We start from the raw sequence: 20,646 nt of genomic DNA, 5'->3' as shown, positions 1-20,646 counted from the left end.
CAAACCACCTTTTTATTCTTTTTCATAATTCAATTGACAAGTTAAAGCTTTTTGCGTGAGCATATCAGCAATAATATCTCTGCTGTTGACAATATGCTTAATGCCAAGCGAAGCAATAATCTCCCCCTCAATCGTATTGCTGACCTTAACAATACTGTTGATATGGTCACCGAAAGAGACGATATTTTCACAAATCAACCGTTTTTGTATCTCGTTTTCTATCGTCACAATAATCGCCACAGAATCAGTTACATTAAAATGCTCCAAGGCCATTTTATTTGCAGCATTGGCAAGAAAAATTGTATTCTCTCCTTTAATGATGGCCGCGTCTACAATTTTAACATCATGTTCAAGTATGACATAAAGCAGATTCCTCTCCCTAAAAGTTTTTGCAAGCTTCTGGCCTATTGGTCCATAACCGCAGATAATAATATGTCCGGCATAAGTCCCTCCAATAATTGCACGTTCACGCAACTCCTCGGGCTCAACAGTAAGCAAATCGGATATCTTTTTAATATTTTTGAGCACAAACGGAGTAATAATCATCGAAAGTACCACCGTGATTGTTAGTATCTGATTTAGCTCATAGTCAATTAAATGAACTCCTTTGGCAAGTTCAAAAACAGCCAAAGCGAACTCTCCGACCTGAAAAAGCGCAAAAGCCGACTTTAATGCTGTTCTTCTTTGTATAAAAAATTGCAAAATACCCCAAATAACAAGCCCCTTGATAGCTAAAATGCATACCAACAAACCTAATATTTCCGTTCCATAATCAACAAAAGAATGCCAGTCTATCTGCATACCTATCGTGACAAAAAATATACCCAAAAGAATATCCCTAAAAGGGACCAGATTCGCTTCTATACGGTAACGGTACTTGGTTTCGGCCAACGTCATACCTGCCAAAAAAGCACCTAGCGAATAAGTAAAACCAAATGCATGCGCAAGTACCGAAGCACCAATGACCCCCAGAAACACAGCAATCAAAAAAATCTCATCAGAATCAGTTGAGGTGATCATATCAAAAAAACGTTCCAAAAAATATTTACCGATTAAAAAAATGATCAGAAAAACAATTACAGCGCCCACAAATGTCTGCAACAATAATGTGCCAACCGATGCTGTTTTGGAAGCAAAAAGAGAAACCATCAAAAGAATCGGAATAACAGCCAAATCCTGAAAGATAAGGATTCCCACTGAGACGCGCCCATATCCGGAATGAATGTCACGATTGTCATTGAGCACCTTTAGCACGATCGCTGTAGAAGAAAGAGAGAGTGCAAACCCGACAATAATCGCACTTTCAATCGTAAGTCCGAAAAGCCAGCGTCCAAGCACGGTAAAAAGAACTCCCAACAAAATGACCTCAAGCCCTCCATAGACAAAAACTTCTTTTTTCATTTTTCTAAGGTGGGATATTGAAAATTCGAGCCCTATCGTAAACATCAAGAATACGATTCCAAATTCAGCCAAATGCGATAAAAAGACTTTGGATTCTTCGCCAAAATCAAAAACAGTAGAGATAGCAAGCCCGGAAAAAATATATCCTATTACAGTCGGAATAGCGAATTTTTTCAAAAAAACATTCGACAACGTCGAGAGCGCAATCGTAACAATAAGTATTAGCATTCCATTTTCCATTATTGCCATCCCTTCCCGTTTTTCCGTATTATATACTCTTTTTCTTATACTGCCTTCAAAGGCCGACTAATCGCTCTTTGAATATTTTTTGGATAAAATTACACTAATTTATAAACACAATAAGGAATATCATGGGATTAGGCATAGGACTTGTAGGGCTACCAAATGTAGGGAAATCAACCACTTTTAACGCGCTTACAAAAGCACAAAATGCAGAAAGTGCAAATTACCCGTTTTGTACAATAGAACCAAACAAGGCCATAGTACCGGTGCCCGATGCCAGGCTTGACACTCTTTCAAAAATTGTAAATCCTGAACGCGTTCAGCATTCTACTCTTGATTTTGTAGATATTGCAGGGCTTGTAAAAGGTGCAAGCAAAGGTGAGGGCTTGGGCAATAAATTTCTCTCCAATATACGCGAAACAGAAGTAATCCTTGAAATTGTAAGATGTTTTGAAGACGATAATATTACCCACGTAGAAGGCTCGATAGATCCGATACGCGACATTGAGATCATCGAACAAGAATTGCTTCTAGCAGACATTGATTCTCTGCAAAAACGAATCGATAATCTCACCAGGAGAGCCAAAGGCAACGACAGAGAAGCCAAAGCACAATTGGAAATTGCGCAGCAACTGATGGAATTTATTGCTGAAGGCAATCCTGCTTCAAATTTTGAAGGCAAAAACGAAGAAACTTTTATAGCTTTGAACAAAGAGCTCAGACTGCTTACCAGCAAAGAGATCATGTATGGCGCAAACGTTGATGAAGATGGACTGGTTGAAGATAGCATATTTGTCAAAATACTCAAAGAATATGCCCAAAAAAACAACAGAGAAGTGATCAAGCTTTGTGCCAAAGTCGAAGAAGAGATGGTGGGCTTTGACGAAGAAGAAAAAACCGAGATGCTCGAATCTTTAGGAGTCACCGAATCAGGACTTGACCAGATTATCAGAAAAGGTTTTGAAAAACTTGGATTAATGAGTTATTTTACAGCGGGCGTCAAAGAGGTCCGCGCCTGGACTATTCGTCAAAATACTACCGCTCCAAAAGCTGCTGCTGTTATCCATAACGACTTCGAAAAAGGCTTCATTCGGGCAGAAGTTATCGGCTATGAAGACTTTATAGCCTGCAACGGTGAAGCCGGAGCTAAGGAAGCAGGGAAAATGCGGCTTGAAGGCAAAGAGTATATCGTACGAGACGGCGATGTTATGCACTTTAGATTTAATGTATAGCAAATAGCATGAAACAGTTTCTTCTGCTCGGGTGCATGGCTTTAATTTTGTTGGGATGCGATACCAAAAAGGGTGCCTTTCTCAATACCGTAGAGAGTCAAAATGATCTCACTGCCAGTATCAACAAATTTGTCTCTGCTCTCTCTTCGCAGGGCTTGAGCTATTTTGAAACAATCGATCACTCCAAAAATGCACAGAATGCAGGAATGATACTTAAGCCCGAAACCGTAATTGTTTTCGGCGATCCGAAAACAGGAACACTTTTGATGCAGTGCAACCCTTCCATCGGGCTGGATCTGCCGCTTCGTATGCTTTTTACGACCGACTATACCGGCAAAACGACATTGACCTTCACCAATCCGGAATACTGGTCGCTTAAGCACAACATCAAAGATGACAAATGTTTGGATATCATTGCAAAAATGAAGATAACAATGCAAACATTAGCCCAAGAAGCAGCAAAAAAGTAGGTAACACATTGAAAACAAACGACATTCTTTACAAGATCAAAACAGCACTCAATCTTGACAATGAAACCATTTTAAAAGCATATGCTTTAGCCTCATATGACATGAACCCCGTACAGTTGGAAAATCTGCTCAAACGCCGACAGGACAAAGGATTTAAAATTTGTACCTATGAAGAGTTGGGAGTTTTTCTTGACGGATTAGTGCTGCTCAAAAGAGGTCCGAGCCCTAAAAAACAAAATGATGATGCAGCAATAGAGCTCACAAACAATCTTATTCTTAAAAAACTTCGCATTGCGCTTGAACTCAAAGAGCCTGAAACTGAGATCATTTTTAATCTCGCCGATGTTCATCTCACCAAACAACAGCTCGCAGCTTTTTTTCGAAAAGAAAACCACAAAAATTTTAAAGTCTGTTCGGATGAGCTTCTTATGGCATTCCTGGAAGGATTGGATGAATTTTATTATACAGGAAATAATGAATAGATTTATTTGCCCTGCAATGGCATAACAGCACCCAAGACATATTAGGTTTGGGTTAAGTTTATGAGGCGGGAATTTTGCTTATCCGTTCTTTTACTTTTTAGTTGCAAAATAGTACTTGCTATTATAAAATATTTCAGCTATACTTCTTCTATTGAAAGATGATTTAGAGTTTCATCTTTGGTTTGTTTTTATTGATGACCTTTCGTTAGCTGTATAATCCACCCTCAAAGAATACTCCACTTTTATATTTTCAACCACTTCAGCAATGAAGTGCATCAATAAACAAAGGAATTGCAATGGCAAATCAAATGAATGGAACCGTTAAATGGTTCAACAGTGAAAAAGGTTTTGGATTTATCCAACCAGATGATGGAAGCAAAGATGTATTTGTACATTTTCGTCAAATCAACAGTAATGGCTACGGTCGTGTAGACCTAAGTGAGAATCAAAAAGTTTCTTTCGTAATCGGACAAGGCGAAAAAGGTCCACAGGCTGAAAACGTTACTATTCTCTAATTTTTCAAAGGATATTAACCTTTGACGCGAGGGTATGAAAAAATTATTTCAACCATCCATCTCTCCGGAGATGGAATATGCAACACAACAACCCAGAGTAAAAAATAAACGTCTTACCTTTCTCTTGGAGGCTGATCAATCTGCCGCCACAATCAGAAATAACTCTTTATGAAAACAATGTATGCGCCAAAAGTATCTTCACTCCGATACCTATAAGCATAACACCCCCAAAAATCTCTGCTTTTTCCTCTAAGAAGCTTCCGCCTTTCGTTCCCAAAAAAACTCCCGCATAACTAAAAATAAAAGTAACAATAGCGATACATGCCATTGATACAAAAGGATTTAATTCAAGCAATCCCAGCGTAAATCCTGCAGCCAAAGCATCTATACTTGTAGCGACCGCAAGAAGCAATAAGACCTTGTTTGTAAAGGCTGCAAATTCCTCTTCTACTTTTTCTCCGAAGCTCTCATAAATCATCTTGCCCCCGATAAGACCCAAAAGCACAAAAGCGATCCAATGGTCCACAGACTCAATAAAACTTCCGACTCCGATACTTGCCAAATATCCAAAAAGCGGCATTGCCCCCTGAAAAACACCGAAAAAAAGTCCTGCTTTTATCGCCAGAAGTCTAGTGAAACTGACATTTTTCACACCGATACCCACCGATACCGCAAAAGCATCCATACTAAGTGCAACTGCTAAAAATAGAACCTCTATCATAAAAATCCTTGATACATATCTGCATTGTTTTTCCAGCAAATTTTGATAGAATCATATCCAAAAAGGCTAAAAAAATGGCGCATGAAGACAAGCTTCGCTGGGATAAAAAATATCAAAACAGTTCTGTTCGGGACACCCCTATCTCGCTGGTCACACAAAATATTGCACTTGCAAAAGGGACAAAAGCGCTTGATATAGCTTGCGGAATGGGCAGGCACAGTAAACTCTTGGCTTCCGTTGGTTTTGAAGTGGATGCACTGGATATCAGTTCCGTCGCCATTGCTTCTTTGCAAAATATTCCTCATATTCATGCCAAAGAGGTTGATTTTGATACTTACGCACTATCGCAAAACAGCTATGATTTGATTGTGTGCACCTATTTTCTTAAACGTTCACTTTTTCCTCAGATTATCAATGCCCTAAAAGAAGAAGGAATCTTTATCTATGAAACCTTCTTGTATCATCCCGACAACGAAAGAGCTCCTTCTGAGCGCGCATTTTTACTTGAAAAAGGGGAACTGGAAAGCGCTTTTCATGGACCATGTGAATTGCTGCATATTTGTGAATACTGGGATACCGATATAAGCGGAACCAAAACAATGAAGGCTTCCATGGTTGCAAGAAAAAAATGCCGGGATAGATGCTAAGAATTTTGAATGCGATCCAAAAACCGAATGTCAAGCAATAGCCATCAAAACAACAGAGCTTCCAATTCATGGACGCTTTTTATAGCATTATGATGTTTCGTAAAACCCCAGGAAACCATTCTATAGTCAATGCCTGCTTTTTGACTTGCCATCTCGTCCCGAGGACCATCTCCGATAAAAAGTGTTTCGCGCGGATCCAAGCGCACCTCTCTTAAAATTTTAAAGAGCATGTCTGGGTGCGGTTTACCCTGGAGGACATCATCGTAGCAGGCAATCGCATCAAAATAGTCATAGATTTTTAAATGTGTCAAAGATTCTATGGTTGAGTTTCGGTAAGCATTGGTTGCGATAGCCAGTTTGTGTCCCCTGTTTTTCAGCTTTTTTAAAAGTGTATCTATCCCCTCATAAAGCACCAGCTCTTTTTGATGGTTGTTCGTATAATATTCAGAAAACCATTTTTCATGCTGCTTGTCAAAGACTTTGGCATAATAAAAGAACTGGGAAGGATTAATGGCAGGATCATTAATATGCCTTATGATATGCCCATGCTCCATAGGTTGAAAACCTAGATTTTTCCTTACATAATTGATAGCATTGGCGATAGAAAGAGAACTATCTACCAATGTGCCATCCATATCAAAAATGATCAATTTGTGCTTCATTTGCTTTTATTGTTGCTCTTATTGTTGGCGTTCAAGTAGACCGAAAGTGCTATAATCAGCGCAGTAACCCCGCCGATTAGGTAAACGGCATAAAGCAATTTGCTGGGGTCGGTTAGTGCAAACTTAAAGACTAGCATCAGTGCTTCAATAGAAAGTGCGATAATGATAGAGCCTAAAAAACGTACCATTGTTTGATGGGTGTCGGTCGAACTGTTCTTGTTTTTAACTCCAAGCACTTCTTCTTCAAATATTGCTTTGACCAAATCCACAATTGCCAACGAAAGTGTAAGTAAAATTGTAGATTTAAATACTTCATTGATATCTATTTTGGTAAAATCCATACCAAAAGCCATAAAACTGATGATCCCCTCAATAAAGAGCAAGAGTGCTACGGCAAAAAGAGCAACCGAAAATGCTCCATAGACCACTTTGCTCAATGTGCCAAAATTCGAATCAACCGAAGAAGGATGCACCATCTTTAGGATATCGTGAAGAGTGATATCCACGCATATGATACATAAAAGATTATTCTCTTGGTCATATACGGGAAAAGTAGACGTAACCACAAGCTCATTGCTGACCAATGAAGGATAGGGATCGGTCAGAATGCAACGGTGCTCATTAATGGTACGATAATAATAAGCCCTATTGCTTCTGTCTTCTCCTTTTCCAATACTATTAAGCTTCGGATTAGCAGAATAATTATCAGTGAGTTGTATGCCATTTTTATCAATGGCATAGATTACTTCACTCTGAGGCAAGGATTGTTTGATTTTTTTAATATTATTCAGTACACTCTCCAGGCTTGCCCCGTCAAGATTGTGAGAAATATTGCGGCTAAGAATATAACAAAGATAGGCTCTGGCTTTGGTGCGTATCTGTGCGTATTCCTGTATCTCTTTGATTACCATAACTTGCTCCTTTAAAACACCTTACCTATTTTTTGACCAAAAAAGACTTTCTGGTTGATTGCAACCTCTGTTTGAATGCTCTCTTTTTCACTCAGCAGCACAATGGTCGATCCCATCTCAAACCAGCCAAACATTTCACCTTTTTTTAAAGAAAGATCCGAAAAAGTATAGTGGGACGTATAATAAATATTTGCATTGGTTTTAACCTTCTCTTCAAAAGTTACCACCATTTTTCCTACGTTAAGCGCACCTACAAGAATCAAAAAATGCGTTTTTCCTTTGTGATCTTTGCATTCTATGACGACTCTTTCGTTTTCAATGAAAAGATTCATTTTGTTTCGCAAAAGAGGCATGTTGACAGGATAAATTTTACCGGGTATATGTGTTAGGCTTTTTATTTTTAGATCAAGCGGCATATGATATCGATGATAATCTTTGGGGGATAAATAAAAATTGATAAAATTTCCTTCTTCCAGCAACGCAGCTTTTCCTTGATAGTCATCTCCCAAAAGCCTGTCAATATCATAACTCATTCCTTTAATTTGATAAGCTTTGCCTTCCTTAATCCTGCCATAGTCCGTGATTAAAGAATCTGCCGGAGAGATCAAAGCTGTCTCGTCCCCCTCTATCGTCCTCTCTTTTACAAAAGATCGCGTAAAAAGCGCATTGAGCGTAGGATACTGACTTGAGTCCATAAATTCACTCATGTCTAATCCCATCAACGAAACATAGCCTTTGTTAATAAAGTTTTGAACAGGCTTTGGAAATGCTTTAGAAGCAAACTTTCCAAAAGCATTTGAAATAACCGATGTAAAATGTTTATCCATTTTTTTCCTTTGTTGATAGCGTTTAAGCATCTTTTTGATGCAACAGGGAAACTTCTTATTTTTAAAAATGAGTTACACATCTATAATCATCGTTTCTGTATCTGATGATTATATCTTGTTAATTATTCAGAGTTGTTATTATAATCAAAAATAAGGTATTATCCAACATTACATCGGGGGATCACATGGCGAAATATATACTTTTTGATACAGAGACAACAGGAAATCAAGAGCAGGATCGTATCATACAGATAGGGGGAATGATTATACACAACAAAGAACAGATTGAGACCTATGATGAATTCTGCTCTACGAATGTACCGATCAGCATAGAAGCAATGGAAGTACACAATATCACTCCTGACATCATTAAAGATAAAATCACCCTGACCCAAACGGATTTTTATAAAAAATTACAACAATTCAACCACATCGAAAACTATCTTATTGCACATAACATCAACTTTGATCTTGCCATGCTCAAAAAAGAGGGTTTCGAGAACCATTACACCCTTGTCGACACTTTTCGCTGTGCCAAACACCTTTTGCCGAATATGCCTTACCATCGTTTGCAATATTTGCGGTATGCGCTGAACCTTTACAAAACAGAGCAGGAAGAGGCAGACAAGCTGCATATCACCATAAAAGCGCATGATGCTATAGGTGATGTTTTGGTGATGAAATTGCTGCTCTCCAAGTTGGTGCAAACCACAAAAGAGACTCATCCCGGCGTCGATGTAATGCATAAACTCTCAGAATTGACCAACACCCCCGTAATGATGAAAACATTTAAATTTGGCAAATACAAAGAGAGAGAAATCGAAGAAATAGCCCACGAAGATATGGGATATCTAAGATGGATGAGAAACAATCTGGAACTTGATGAAGATATGCAGTTTACTTTGGACTTTTATCTAAAGTAACCCCTTCGTCACTTTGCTAAACAATGCCGAAATAAACCAAAAAAACAAATTTATTTTCGGCGGCTCCTTTTGCGTTCTTAGTGCATTTTCAGTAAAAGAGCCTATAATATCATCGTTAAATTACCCACTATTGGAGCTAAAAAATATGTTAAGATTTGCCCCGTCGCCTACAGGCGATATGCACATAGGAAACCTTCGTGTTGCCATACTCAATTATTTGGTTGCGCAACAACGTCATGAACGTTTTATCATTCGCATAGAAGATACAGATAAAGCACGCAATATTGAAGGAAAAGATACAGAAATTATGCAAATTTTGGAAAAATTTGCACTTAAGCACGACAGTGTTTCTCATCAAAGCGAAAATCTACATATGCACCAAATGTTTGCCATGAAACTGCTCGAAGAAGGAAAAGCATTTGTCTGTACCTGCACAGCTGAAGAACTCGAAAGCCATAGAGAAAAAGCCATAGAACAAAAAATTGCCTATCGCTACAGCGGTCAATGTATGGATGTCGACAAAAAAGAACTTGCCCTGCTTAAAGAAAATGGCATACCTTTTGTTGTCCGCATCAAAAAACCTGCAGCACAGATCATCAATCACGACCTTATCAAGGGCGATATCGTTACTTCGCCCAATGAAGTTGACAGCTTTGTTATCCTTAGAACTGACGGAACATCCACCTATAATTTTGCCTGCGCATGCGATGACATGCTTAGCGATGTAGATTTCATTATTAGAGGGGAAGACCACCTTTCCAATACCCCCAAACAAATGCACATCAAAACACAACTAGGCTTTACAAAAGAAACAATATACGCGCATCTGCCCATAATTCTCAACAATGAAGGTAAAAAAATGAGCAAAAGGGATGATGCCAGTTCAGTAAAATGGCTCTTCGAACAAGGATTTATTCCTGATGCTATTGCGAATTATCTTCTGCTGCTTGGCAACACCAAGGCACCAAAGGAGATTTTTACGCTTCCTGAAGCTATAGAATGGTTTAGATTGGAAGATATTTCCAGAAGTGCTGCTAGATTCGATATAGATAAACTGCGCTTCATCAATAGAGAACATCTCAAGATGATGGAAGATAAGGCGCTCTCTTCTCTCTTTGGTTTTGCCGATGAAAATATAGGTAAACTTGCCAAGATTTATCTTGAAGAAGCCAGCACCGTCAATGAACTAGAGAGCAAAATAAAACCTATTTTTACTCCTAAACGATTTGAGGGAGAATGGGCTGAACAGATGCGCACATTGGAAGAGATCATTGCTGATGCACCCATGATCGGCACATTTGACGAATTTAAATCATATCTCATGGAGAAAAGCGGACTTAAGGGTAAATATTTTTTTAAGCCTCTTAGACTTTTGCTTACAGGTGCCGAACATGGTCCTGAACTTAGTGAAATTTATCCGTTAATCAAATCATACTTATTGGAGATTGCTTCATGAATGCCCTAATCTATGCTATCGTACAGACTCTGCATACGGTTATCTCGCTGTATATCTGGATAGTAATTATTGCCGCTTTGCTTAGTTTTGTCAGGCCTGATCCTCGAAATCCTATTGTGCAGATACTTTCTCGTTTGACAGAACCTGTATTCCGGTGGATAAGAGACAAATTGCCATTTGTTGTTTTTTCCGGGATTGATCTCTCTCCATTGATCGTAATTTTAGGATTGCAGCTTATAGACAATTTTATGATGGCTTACTTTTAGGAACAGGTATGAAAATTCGTGCTATTTATGCTGCTGCAGCCATTGTATTGACCTTGGGCACAATAAGTCTGAATGCGAAAACCTTTGAATATTGGCAAATACACAATATGCCCAAAAGCATAGAAAAAGATTATTATATTTGGCGTTTTTTGTCTCAAAGCACTACGACTGCCTCGGAAGCAAAATCCATTATTCAAGAAGCCAGTTTTCTCAACAAAAAACTGCGAGAAGTTTATAGGCGAAAAACCGGTTTAGCCCCTCATGTGCAAGCAGCAAGTGCTCCCGTAAGACGCAAGGCAACCGAAGCCGAGAAGCAGCAATGGAAAGCCAACCACCAAAAACTTCAGGCACTCAAACAAGGCAAGCTTATTGCTCCGGCATGGGTAGCAAGCACGCCGCAAATGGAGTGCTACCTTTTCAACAATTGCGGACATACCATACGCAAACAAAGATTTGACAAGCTTCTCTCCTCAAAAGAGTATCGACTCATGACTATGGATGAAAAATTTGACCAAAGTATTCGGATTATACTCTCAGAGGATCTGCCCAAACTACGTCAGTCACTAATGCAGCCGCCGGCAGAAGGCAATCTCATCTCCCCTCAAACGCATTTTAAACTTGGCCTTTATGCACTTTCGCAAAATAAGCCTAAAATCGCATTACTCTATTTTGGACAAGCCAGAAAAAAATTTACCGAAAGAAAAGACAAAGACAAAGCTAATTTTTGGCTGTATCTAGTCAGCAAAGACAAGGGATATCTAAAAAATCTGCTCAACGGCTATCATGTCAATATGTATACTCTTGCCGCACGTGATATCATGAAAATGAAATACCCAAAGACGATCACCCCAAAGCTTTCCCCTGCTCGCATTGGTCATTTCAACATACAAGATCCTATTCATTGGGCAGCGCTTAAAGAAAAACTCTTTTCGGGCAGATACAACCTGCAGCATTTAGCCGATGAATATAAATCTGATGAAACCATTGGACCCTATACTTACATCAAAGCCAAAGCATCCAACTTCAAAGAATCATACTTTCCAATGCCTTACCGCAATATAATGAAAAATCTTAGCCCAAAACGCCAGGCGCTTTTGTATGCAATCGCCAGACAAGAAAGTCGTTTTGTACCCGCTTCGGTTTCGCGTTCATTTGCGCTTGGCATGATGCAAATCATGCCGTTTTTGGTCGAAGATATAGCTATGAAAAAAGGCGAAAAAATAGATCTCGATGAGATGTTTAATCCCTATAAAGCTTTAGATTATGCCAATTTTCATTTAGACTATCTCACCACATATCTTTATCATCCGCTTTTTGTCGCATATGCATATAATGGGGGCATAGGGTTTACCAGAAATCTTATCACAACACAAAAGTATTTTAGACCCGGCGCCTATCAACCTTATTGGAGTATGGAGACAATACAAAACGAAGAAGCAAAAGAATACGGCAAGCATGTCCTTACTAACTATGTGATCTACATGAATAAACTCGGACAGCCGACGAGACTTTTACCCTTTCTTGAGTCACTCACCACACCCTCCAAAACAGACAAGTTTAGACAGTAGTCTCCGCTAGACCATAAAAAATATTCCAAAAAAACAAAGGGCTTTAATCCGCCTTTTGAGTCAATACATATTTCGCTACTTTTGCAAAATGCAGTGTGCCTCTCGCATAATTTTTACTTTCAAAGACAAGATCAAAGCTTTTGCTTTCAACATGAGAAAAAGTCATCAGATAATAACTTCCCCACTCCGTTACAAAAGAGATATCTTTCAGTCTGATATCTTTATAGTTAAGCTTTTGTATCTTTTTGGGCGGCTGTCCATTAAGCGTAAGCGCATATTCTGACTTTGTAAAATCATCGTTCCCCGTACCGTCTTCTGCGTAGATTCCTATGATAAAAACTTCATCTCTTTCGTCTTTTTTGTGCGATGTCTGAGTATAAAGATATGTTGCAACAAGAAGTGCCCTGGTCTCTCCTGCCAAATTGTAAAGCTGAACCTTTTCGGTCTTGCTCAAATTTTTATGGAAAGGCTTGTGTTTTTCAAATTCCCGGACAAGAGATATCTCTTCTTTTTGCGTACAGGCCGTCAGGAAAGTTGCTGCGATGACCATAAATGTGATATTGCGCATCGACCCTCCTTTATTGTAGTGATTTTAACATAGTTTCAATAAAGTTTTAAGTATAATCTTTTTCATACAAATCTCCCGACAATACCCCAAGATACCCTCTTGGTGCAGGGATGTAAAAATCTATACGAGGAACCAATAAGATGCATAAAAGAGTTGCGGTAGCCTTTACGGGTCCGTCAAATAGCGGCAAAACAACACTGATTGAAAAAATTGCAAAAGAACTAATTAAAAATTATAAAGTTGCCATTATTAAAAACGACCCCAAAGACAAAGCAAGGTTTGATATCGAAGGTAAAGACAGCTATATCTTTTCACAAACAGGCGCGGAAGTGGTCGTCACCTCACCTACCCGCACCACCTACTTTTCGCAAAAAGAAAAAAATTTGGATGACATTGTTCACATGATAAGAGACTTTGATATCCTGCTTGTTGAGGGGCTAAAAACACTTCCGCTTCCGCGCATTGCCATTTTTAGGAATAAGATAGATGAAAGCTATTTTGATTGCAGTGAAGCCATCGCAATTGATGATTCAATCGATACAAGCTGCTATACTATACCTTCATCCATAAATATACTTGATCTCAATGATACAAATGCGATCATTGAATGGATCAATCATCACGCCAAAGAGATATAATGCAAACTATTTTTAACACCATCAAAACTATTGCTCTCAAAATAGATCACGCCATAAAAACAGAAGATCTTGGATACAGCAACACGGAGAATTCTTCCGGTGAAGAACAACTCAAGCTGGACGTAAAAAGCGACTACATCGTTGAACAGGCTTTCATGGAAGTTTCCATTGTCAAAGCGCTGGTGAGCGAAGAAAAAGAAGGGATTTTGGAGATAAATAAGGATGGAAAATACACGATCTGCTATGACCCTCTTGATGGCTCCAGCTTGGCTGATGTCAACCTTTCTGTCGGATCTATTTTTGGTATCTATGAAGGGGAGCTTAAAGGCGAAAATCTCATTGCATCGGCATATGTTGTCTATGGACCGCGCATTGAACTCATGGTTGCCACCAAAAAGGGCAAACCGCTTCACTACAGAGCGCAGGGAGAAGAGTTTAATCTCATTGGCGAAGTTTCACTGGGTCAAAAAGGCAAACTCAACGCACCGGGCGGCACACAACAAAACTGGAGCACCTGCCACAAAAATTTTGTAGATGATCTTTTTGCGAAAGGATATAGGCTGCGTTATTCCGGAGGCATGGTGCCGGACCTCCACCAAATCCTGCTTAAAGGCGGCGGACTCTTCTCTTATCCCGGCACCTCTGACAAACCGGAAGGTAAACTCAGACAGCTTTTCGAAGTTATCCCTTTCGCACTCATGTATGAACAAGCAGGCGGTAAAGCAATCAACAGTAATGGTGTCAGGCTTCTTGAGCTTATCCCAGAACATCCCCATGACACTACCCCTTGCTTTTTTGGTTCAGACTACGAGATAGAAGCACTCAAAAAAGCCTATGGAATCAAAGCCTAATGCAAAAAAATGTGCAAAAGAAAATGCCTGACCAGTGGGAAATCGCACTAACCGTGAAGCAAGAAGAGTTGCAAGCCTGTCAAGTTTCACGAGAGCTCAACAGCTGCCTCAAATGCGAACTCGTCTTAAAGTGTGAACTAAGAGATGCCTACGTTATAAGTGTTTATGAGAGTATGAATAAAGGAGAAAGCGGAGGATTTGAGTTTTAATCTTTTATAAGATTTAGTTTTTGCGCCCTGGTCATCTTTTTTTTAATTTCATATTCTCTTCTGGAAGCACTGCTTCTATCTTCATGCATTTCACTATAAACAAGCATTACAGGTCGTCTGCACATTGTGTATTTCGCTCCTTTTGGAGAGTGATTGTGTTCATCAATACGACGTTGCAACTCTGTAGCAATACCCGTATAGAGCGTGTCATCTGCACATCTGAGAATATAAACGTGATACATAAGAATATTTTACTTACTCTCTGCGTTGAGTATGCTTTTTGCATGAATTAACGCTTTTTCAAAAGACTTCGATATATGATTTTCGCCTATCAATGAGATGATATTGTGTTGCTTTAAATCTTTGTATACCTTATCGTTAGTTCCGGACATTATTATGGTAACTCCGGCGTTTTTTAATGTTTTTACGGTTTCTTCAAGATTATGAAGGGCGGTTGAATCAATAAAGGGAACATGGCGCATACGGATAATCAAAATGTTACTTGAAAATCCAATATTTTTTATCGTTTCTGCATATTGTTTTGCTGATGCAAAAAAAAGCGGTCCGCCTATCTCATAAACGGAGATCCCCTCGGGAATATTGGAGTAGTTTTCCATTTCGTCGCTGTCCGTATTTTCCGGGATCATGCCTCCAATGTCCGCCATACGCTTCATAAATAAGAGTGAGGCCAAAACAACGCCGACCTCTATAGCAATGGTTAAATCCACCAGTACCGTTAAGAAAAAGGTAGAAAGCAAAACAGCTATATCAAACGGCGAACCTCTCAAAATAGACACGAAAGAGCGCCATTCACTCATATTGTATGAAACAACAATCAGAATACCGGCCAAACATGCCATCGGAATAAGTTTTGCCAAATCTGCAAACAAAATCATGATTAAGAAAAGTGTTAAAGCATGAACTATGCCGGCAATAGGAGTTCGTCCCCCATTTTTTACATTTGTTGCCGTTCGTGCAATCGCGCCGGTTGCCGGAATCCCGCCAAAAAACGGCGTGACCACATTTGCTATACCTTGTGAAATCAGCTCAGTGTTTGAGCGATGGTTTGATCCTATCATGCCATCAGCGACAACCGCAGACAAAAGTGATTCTATCCCTCCTAGAAGAGCGATAGTAAGTGCCGGAGCAATATACATAGACAGATTGCTCAAATCTAAATTCGGAAGAGTAAAATTTATATCATTAGGAATGGTTCCGAAAAAAGATTCTATAGTTGAAACAGGAATGTCTGCAACGGCAACAACGGCGGTAACCACAATAATAGCTATAAATGAACCGGGAACTTTTGTTGTAATATGTTTAGAATAAACCACAATCAAAATAGTAATTATTGCAATTATGAGTGCGTAGAAATTTATATCTGCGCTATGCAAAAAATAGACTTGCCATTTTTCTATAAATTCCGATGGTAATTTTTCTATGTCCAGCCCAAAAGCATCTTTGATTTGTGTTGAAAAAATAACAACTGCAATCCCGCTTGTAAAGCCGACTATGAGAGGGTGTGGAAAATATCTTAGCAGTGCGCCGAGTTTCAAAAGTCCAAAAATGATCAAAATAATTCCGGCCATAATCGTAGAAATGATAAGCCCGTCAATACCGTACTGCTCAACTAACGCATAAATAATAACCACAAAAGCACCGGTTGGACCTCCGATTTGAACTCTGCTCCCCCCCAAAAATGAGATAAGAAAACCGGCAATAACTGCAGTAATCAATCCTTTCTCGGGAGAAACACCCGAGGCAACAGCAAAAGCTATCGCAAGTGGAAGAGCAACAATACCCACAATAATGCCTGCAAATACATCCGACATGATCTGCTCTTTGGAGATACCTTCTTTCAAGAGAGTAAAAAGCTTTGGTTGAAAAATATTTTTCATCTTAATCTGCCTATTTTTTATAATGGGAATTATAGTACAATTGACTAAAAAAATGAGACCATCCGTAAAAACATAATCGATCATCGTTTGCATATTCGGCCCCTTGCAATACATGTATATTTTATATACATAAAGAAACAATTAATTAAAATATATAAAGGTTTACGAGATGTTATATTCGGTCACTATTTGGCAAAATTTTTAAGTAAAAGCATCATCTTAAAACTCCGGTATCCAATGGGATTTCTGCGCAAAAACTTTTAATAAATCGGCAAGAGAAAAACAAAATTACGGGTGAAAGAATAGTGATAATATCAGATCATTTTAAATGATTTACCCACACTACAGCATCATTTAGTTAAAATATCTATCAAATTTACACTACGTAAACCAAAAACTCATTTGTTTAAGGAAATGCTACACTATGCCTTGTTATAAAAATGTCTACATTACAACCCCCATCTACTATGTCAACGATATTGCACACATTGGTCATGCCTATACAACAATCATTGCAGATACTTTAGCGCGCTACTCCCGTATGAGCGGTCTTGACACTTTCTTTCTTACCGGCACTGATGAGCACGGTCAAAAAATCGAAGAGTCAGCCAAAACCAAAGGAAAAAGTACACAGGCCTATGCTGATGAGATCTCTGCAACCTTTAAAAACCTTTGGGATGATTTTCATATCTCCTACGATAAGTTTATTCGAACCACCGATAAAGACCACAAAACAGGTGTGCAAAAAGCTTTTTCTGTCATGCATGGCAATGGAGATATTTATAAAGATGTCTATAAGGGGCATTACTGTATCTCATGTGAGACTTTTTTTCCAAAAACACAACTTGTGGATGATGAGTTTTGTCCCGAATGCGGAAAAAGCACAGTAATTGTCGAGGAAGAGAGTTATTTTTTTAAACTTTCAAAATACCAAGAGAAACTCTTAGAGTGGTATCACAATAACCCTGATTGCATCCTTCCAAAAAGCAAAAGAAATGAAGTAATTCGTTTTGTAGAAGGAGGACTGGATGACCTCTCTATCACGCGCACAAGCTTTGACTGGGGTGTAAAGCTGCCTGAAAATTTCAATGATCCCAAACATGTGATGTATGTATGGCTGGATGCTTTGATGAATTACGTTACCGCGCTGGGATACGGTACAGATGAGAAAAATATGCGTTACTGGCCTGCACATGTGCACCTTATAGGAAAAGATATCTTGCGTTTCCATGCTATTTATTGGCCGGCATTTTTGATGAGCCTCGACTTGCCTTTGCCTAAACATATCGCGGCACACGGATGGTGGACAAGAGACGGCGAGAAGATGAGCAAATCCAAAGGCAATGTTGTAAATCCAAGAGAAGTAGCCCATGCTTATGGTTTGGATAATTTTCGCTACTTCCTGCTCAGGGAAGTGCCTTTTGGCGGAGATGGCGACTTTTCCCAGAAAGCCCTCATAGACCGCATTAACTCAGATCTTGGCAATGACCTTGGCAACCTGCTCAACCGCCTTATAGGCATGAGTGAAAAATATTTTGAAGGCAACGTCGATTGTACCGATATCTATAAATTTTATCAGACCGAACTCGATGAAATGGAAGCTTCTTTGGAAAAACTTGAACCTATGCTTTTTGAAATGCAAATCCATCGATACCTCGAAGAACTCTGGAGACCGCTTTCAATAGCAAACAAAGCAATCGACAGATATCAGCCATGGACACTTATGAAGGAAGGCAAAACAGAAGAGGTTATGGCACTCAATGGGCTTGTAGCGGTTATTCTGGCCAAAGTGTCCACCATGCTCTACCCCGTGATGCCGGAAACTTCTGTCAAGATTGCCAATGTACTGGGCTTCAAGATAGATCACGCGAACTGGAATCATCTCATTAAGCAGAAAAATCTCTTAAGTCCTTTTATGCTTGAAAAGATCCCTCCCCTGTTTCCTCGCATTGAAGAACCTCTGCTTGCACAGACTGAGCCTGAAAATAAAAAGCTTGAAGCAAAAGCAACAAAGAAAGAAGAGCAAAAAACAACGGAACAAAAAAATGCAGGCATTGCACTTATAGGCATCGACCAATTCTTTCAAACTTCACTAAAAGTGGGGACCGTCATAGAAGCTGAAGAGGTACCCAAAAGCAGCAAGCTTCTTTTGCTTCAGGTCGATATAGGCGAAGAAAGCCCGCGCCAGGTTGTCGCAGGAATTAAAGAGTGGTATAGTCCCGAAGATATTCTTGGTACCCAAGTCTGCATGGTTGCAAATCTTAAGCCTGCAAAACTTATGGGCCTAAAAAGCGAAGGCATGCTTCTTGCAGCCAAAGACAGCGAGGGACTCTCCCTCATCCGCCCGGAAAAACCAAAAACAGCGGGCACCCCCATAGGATAATAATGAAGATAGAAGACATCGTAAACCTCACAGAGGGAACCCTTACTAATATACCAAAAGTTCAAGCTATAGAGGCTGCAACCGTGTATCCTTCCAAAGTGGAGCATGGTGATCTTTTCTTTTCCTCAAGCCAGGAAGAGATAGACATCGCCATTAAAAACGGTGCCTATGCAATTGTTTATGATGATGAAAATATCACTAAAAACGATGAAGAGATCGCATGGATCAAAGTTAGAGATATTCAATTGGCGGCCTTTAAACTTATCCGTTATGCGATCATTAAAAAAGAGGCAAAATTTTTTCTGCTCTCGGCACATGAAATGAGTTTTTTGAAAATGATACTGCTTCAAAAAAGCAATATTGCTTTTATTGCAAATGATTGGCGTAAAGCATTTGAGCAGATACTCAACTCAAACGATTCACTTTTTGTGGGCACAAATAAAGAATTGATGGAACTCATCAAGCCGGACATACAAAGACTTGAAAGCGACGTGGAAGGCTATGCAATTTCTGACACTCTCTTTAGAAGCACTTTTAAAGTAGGAGGCTATGCTTATCAGGAGAAAGAACTAATCCCTTTTCATCTAGAATATCTGTTGCGTGTCGTTGCTTTTTGTGAGTCTTTCTCGCTTCCCTACTCTATCGACCGCGTCAAATACACTAAACATTTTATCCCGGTATTTATCGATGGATCGCTCAAAAGCACACAGGCGAGCAAAAGTGACAAAGTGGCAATATTTTGCGACAATATTCCGGATATTATCAAGGCCAGAGAATATATCAGACACAGCAACACTTGGGTAAAAGGCATTGTGCTCACTCCCCCAAAAACTAAAGTAGAAGGCATTGACCGTCCGCACTGGTTTAAAACCGAAGAAGAGGTAAGAGAGATACTCAAAAGCATTCACTTTAATTATGCATTTATCTATAATGCAGACAAAAGCATCCTCAATACGATTCAAAAAGAGTATAGTCTATTTTAGGCTATGCGATTTCACTGCCTGTATTTTTTCAACTTTCCATCTTTTTGTTTCATGAATTAAATCTTGCCAGATTCAAATATTTTTGGGATTTTAGTAGAATTTTTCCTGATCACTACTATATTTTTTCCATTATTCCCCACAAGCTTGCAATTAAACTGTTCACTGAGTACCATAAAAGTCTTGGCTGTAAAAAAAACAATATGTGTTGCGTCATGATGATAGTACCAACGTAAAAAATCTTCTCTATTGTTGGTATGAAATTGCGTTTGTACTGCCAGTATCCCATTATCACTCAATCTATTTAAAAGGGACTCAAAGACTAATTTAGGATGATGCAAATGCTCAAACACTTCCGTCGAGACGATAAGATCATATTTTTTATTTTTATCAATCAGATCGGAATGATAGATAGGATCATAGTAGTCGCACACTATATTGTTTTTTGCAATCATATCCGACAGAAGAGAGGTGGCGCCGCACCCAAAATCCAATCCATTTTTTGCATGACCGGCAAAAGGCAAGATAAAATTCAAAAAGCGCCGATAGTACTCGCGATATCCTGCATCGTTTTCGTTATTTTGATGCAGATCATATCTCTTTTGCTGAACAGCCAAATCCTGATAGTATTTAGGGGATTTAAATATATACTCGCACTCCCTGCACTGATAATAGAGAATAGTTGTTTTTGGATCTGCAAAAGACAAAGTCTCTTGGCTGCAAATGTGACACTTCAATTTTCATCCTTTTAAAACGATTGTTATGTTACTATTTAAACTATTAACACTACCTATA

Annotated in this window: 23 protein-coding genes; 14 read left to right on the top strand and 9 right to left on the bottom strand. The window is 39.1% G+C overall.

Translation table 11 applies throughout. From position 1 onward, the window contains the following. Positions 1 to 12 precede the first annotated feature (12 nt). Positions 13 to 1,641 (bottom strand): potassium transporter, encoded by a 1,629-nt coding sequence (locus tag CFH81_01100; protein DAB40928.1) that lies wholly within the window; start codon positions 1,639 to 1,641, stop codon positions 13 to 15. Between the two features lie 131 nt (positions 1,642 to 1,772). On the opposite strand from CFH81_01100, the gene CFH81_01095 reads away from it, so the two are divergent. From CFH81_01095 to CFH81_01080, 4 genes are all read left to right on the top strand, one after another. Beyond that, complete coding sequence (locus CFH81_01095; protein DAB40927.1) at positions 1,773 to 2,876, top strand: redox-regulated ATPase YchF; 1,104 nt, start codon at positions 1,773 to 1,775, stop codon at positions 2,874 to 2,876. Positions 2,877 to 2,884: 8 nt separating this feature from the next. Then, positions 2,885 to 3,346, top strand: coding sequence for a hypothetical protein (locus CFH81_01090; GenBank protein DAB40926.1), 462 nt, complete (start codon positions 2,885 to 2,887; stop codon positions 3,344 to 3,346). An 8-nt stretch (positions 3,347 to 3,354) separates the two neighbouring features. Next, positions 3,355 to 3,828: a hypothetical protein gene (locus CFH81_01085; GenBank protein DAB41405.1), complete on the top strand. Its 474-nt coding sequence runs from the start codon at positions 3,355 to 3,357 to the stop codon at positions 3,826 to 3,828. A gap of 296 nt (positions 3,829 to 4,124) precedes the next feature. Beyond that, complete coding sequence (locus CFH81_01080) at positions 4,125 to 4,343, top strand: cold-shock protein (GenBank protein DAB40925.1); 219 nt, start codon at positions 4,125 to 4,127, stop codon at positions 4,341 to 4,343. A gap of 166 nt (positions 4,344 to 4,509) precedes the next feature. Here the strand turns inward: CFH81_01080 and CFH81_01075 are convergent, their stop codons facing one another. Beyond that, the gene (locus CFH81_01075; protein DAB40924.1) at positions 4,510 to 5,064 is read right to left on the bottom strand and encodes a manganese efflux pump MntP; all 555 of its coding nucleotides are present in this window, start codon (positions 5,062 to 5,064) and stop codon (positions 4,510 to 4,512) included. A gap of 74 nt (positions 5,065 to 5,138) precedes the next feature. Between CFH81_01075 and CFH81_01070 the strand changes: the two genes are divergently transcribed. Continuing rightward, positions 5,139 to 5,711 carry a tellurium resistance protein TehB gene (locus CFH81_01070; GenBank protein ID DAB40923.1) on the top strand — a complete coding sequence of 191 codons (573 nt, stop codon included), beginning with the start codon at positions 5,139 to 5,141 and terminating at the stop codon, positions 5,709 to 5,711. Between the two features lie 44 nt (positions 5,712 to 5,755). Here the strand turns inward: CFH81_01070 and CFH81_01065 are convergent, their stop codons facing one another. The 3 genes from CFH81_01065 to CFH81_01055 are packed head-to-tail and all read right to left on the bottom strand — an operon-like array spanning position 5,756 to position 8,111. Continuing rightward, positions 5,756 to 6,373: a haloacid dehalogenase gene (locus CFH81_01065; GenBank protein DAB40922.1), complete on the bottom strand. Its 618-nt coding sequence runs from the start codon at positions 6,371 to 6,373 to the stop codon at positions 5,756 to 5,758. Then, complete coding sequence (locus CFH81_01060; GenBank protein ID DAB40921.1) at positions 6,370 to 7,284, bottom strand: hypothetical protein; 915 nt, start codon at positions 7,282 to 7,284, stop codon at positions 6,370 to 6,372. The genes CFH81_01065 and CFH81_01060 overlap by 4 nt, the downstream gene beginning before the upstream one ends. 11 nt (positions 7,285 to 7,295) lie before the next feature. Continuing rightward, complete coding sequence (locus tag CFH81_01055; GenBank protein DAB40920.1) at positions 7,296 to 8,111, bottom strand: phosphatidylserine decarboxylase; 816 nt, start codon at positions 8,109 to 8,111, stop codon at positions 7,296 to 7,298. Between the two features lie 185 nt (positions 8,112 to 8,296). On the opposite strand from CFH81_01055, the gene CFH81_01050 reads away from it, so the two are divergent. The 4 genes from CFH81_01050 to CFH81_01035 all read left to right on the top strand — a co-directional run bounded on the left by CFH81_01050 (position 8,297) and on the right by CFH81_01035 (position 12,324). Further along, complete coding sequence (locus CFH81_01050) at positions 8,297 to 9,034, top strand: DNA polymerase III subunit epsilon (GenBank protein ID DAB40919.1); 738 nt, start codon at positions 8,297 to 8,299, stop codon at positions 9,032 to 9,034. A gap of 145 nt (positions 9,035 to 9,179) precedes the next feature. Next, positions 9,180 to 10,490: a glutamate--tRNA ligase gene (locus CFH81_01045; GenBank protein ID DAB41404.1), complete on the top strand. Its 1,311-nt coding sequence runs from the start codon at positions 9,180 to 9,182 to the stop codon at positions 10,488 to 10,490. Continuing rightward, positions 10,487 to 10,756 (top strand): hypothetical protein, encoded by a 270-nt coding sequence (locus tag CFH81_01040; protein DAB40918.1) that lies wholly within the window; start codon positions 10,487 to 10,489, stop codon positions 10,754 to 10,756. The genes CFH81_01045 and CFH81_01040 overlap by 4 nt, the downstream gene beginning before the upstream one ends. 401 nt (positions 10,757 to 11,157) lie before the next feature. Beyond that, positions 11,158 to 12,324, top strand: coding sequence for a lytic murein transglycosylase (locus tag CFH81_01035; GenBank protein DAB41403.1), 1,167 nt, complete (start codon positions 11,158 to 11,160; stop codon positions 12,322 to 12,324). A gap of 43 nt (positions 12,325 to 12,367) precedes the next feature. On the opposite strand, the gene CFH81_01030 is transcribed toward CFH81_01035, so the two are convergent. Continuing rightward, complete coding sequence (locus CFH81_01030) at positions 12,368 to 12,892, bottom strand: hypothetical protein (protein DAB40917.1); 525 nt, start codon at positions 12,890 to 12,892, stop codon at positions 12,368 to 12,370. Positions 12,893 to 13,032: 140 nt separating this feature from the next. On the opposite strand from CFH81_01030, the gene mobB reads away from it, so the two are divergent. Genes mobB through CFH81_01015 form a run of 3 tightly spaced genes read left to right on the top strand, consistent with a single transcriptional unit; the run spans position 13,033 to position 14,590 of the window. Next, positions 13,033 to 13,530: a molybdopterin-guanine dinucleotide biosynthesis protein B gene (mobB, locus tag CFH81_01025; protein ID DAB40916.1), complete on the top strand. Its 498-nt coding sequence runs from the start codon at positions 13,033 to 13,035 to the stop codon at positions 13,528 to 13,530. Next, entirely contained in the window at positions 13,530 to 14,381 is an 852-nt protein-coding gene (locus CFH81_01020) for a class 1 fructose-bisphosphatase (protein DAB40915.1), read from the top strand. Before mobB ends, CFH81_01020 begins: the two co-directional genes overlap by 1 nt. Then, complete coding sequence (locus CFH81_01015; protein ID DAB40914.1) at positions 14,381 to 14,590, top strand: hypothetical protein; 210 nt, start codon at positions 14,381 to 14,383, stop codon at positions 14,588 to 14,590. The genes CFH81_01020 and CFH81_01015 overlap by 1 nt, the downstream gene beginning before the upstream one ends. On the opposite strand, the gene CFH81_01010 is transcribed toward CFH81_01015, so the two are convergent. Together CFH81_01010 and CFH81_01005 are read right to left on the bottom strand one after the other, a co-directional pair. Next, on the bottom strand, positions 14,587 to 14,832 hold the full coding sequence (locus CFH81_01010) for an endonuclease (GenBank protein DAB40913.1): 246 nt from the start codon (positions 14,830 to 14,832) through the stop codon (positions 14,587 to 14,589). The genes CFH81_01015 and CFH81_01010 overlap by 4 nt on opposite strands. A 9-nt stretch (positions 14,833 to 14,841) precedes the next feature. Continuing rightward, a complete protein-coding gene (locus tag CFH81_01005) occupies positions 14,842 to 16,488 on the bottom strand; it encodes a sodium-independent anion transporter (GenBank protein ID DAB41402.1) in 1,647 nt (548 codons plus the stop codon). Positions 16,489 to 16,912: 424 nt separating this feature from the next. Between CFH81_01005 and CFH81_01000 the strand changes: the two genes are divergently transcribed. After that, entirely contained in the window at positions 16,913 to 18,871 is a 1,959-nt protein-coding gene (locus CFH81_01000) for a methionine--tRNA ligase (GenBank protein DAB40912.1), read from the top strand. Between the two features lie 2 nt (positions 18,872 to 18,873). Then, positions 18,874 to 19,854, top strand: coding sequence for a hypothetical protein (locus CFH81_00995; GenBank protein DAB40911.1), 981 nt, complete (start codon positions 18,874 to 18,876; stop codon positions 19,852 to 19,854). Between the two features lie 56 nt (positions 19,855 to 19,910). On the opposite strand, the gene CFH81_00990 is transcribed toward CFH81_00995, so the two are convergent. Next, on the bottom strand, positions 19,911 to 20,588 hold the full coding sequence (locus CFH81_00990; GenBank protein ID DAB40910.1) for a methyltransferase: 678 nt from the start codon (positions 20,586 to 20,588) through the stop codon (positions 19,911 to 19,913). Positions 20,589 to 20,646 lie beyond the last annotated feature (58 nt).

Source organism: Sulfurovum sp. UBA12169, from assembly GCA_002742845.1.
In the GTDB taxonomy this organism is placed as follows: domain Bacteria; phylum Campylobacterota; class Campylobacteria; order Campylobacterales; family Sulfurovaceae; genus Sulfurovum.
Note: the sequence above shows the minus strand (reverse complement) of the source record. Positions and strands in the feature narration are given on the sequence as shown.